Below are 484 nucleotides of genomic sequence, written 5' to 3' on the forward strand. Positions count from 1 at the left end.
TTCGCGACGAGCGCTGCAGTCGAGTGGCTTGTCGCCATTCCTGCAACAACTCGATTCTCTAATTCTTTTTGGCGCCTGAACTGATCAGTTTGCTGCTTCTGAATTTCTTTCGCGACCTTCGCGCGCTGGCTGTCCTCTTCTTTGGTAAGAGCGGTCTGAGCCTTCATGAGTTCAGCGGTCTTTTTGGCAATATCCTTTGCGATCGATGCCCTCTTGGAGGCCGCTGATGAGGCATCCTTTTGAGCACTTTCAGCCAACCTCAACTTCGACTGCACCGTCGAAATGGATTTTGATTTAGTGGCCTCGATGCTTGCTTTGTTCGCCTTTGCTAGGGCATCTGACTCCTTCTTTGCCTCTTGGGCGTCCTTCTTGCGATAGTCGGAGAGCTGGTTCTGAAGTCGAATGATAGCTTGTTGGCGGGACGAAATTGTCATTGAGCATCCGTGTATGAAGAAAGCTGGGGTTAGGTTGTTAAAGCCGCGTT

1 protein-coding gene is annotated in these 484 nt (G+C 50.6%); it reads right to left on the reverse strand.

Annotated features, from left to right (window positions below; all coding sequences use genetic code 11):
• A partial coding sequence (locus G4D87_RS38595; protein ID WP_205507900.1) for a hypothetical protein occupies window positions 1-434 on the reverse strand: 434 nt, incomplete at its 3' end.
• Window positions 435-484: the final 50 nt, after the last annotated feature.

Source organism: Myxococcus vastator (assembly GCF_010894475.1).
In the GTDB taxonomy this organism is placed as follows: domain Bacteria; phylum Myxococcota; class Myxococcia; order Myxococcales; family Myxococcaceae; genus Myxococcus; species Myxococcus vastator.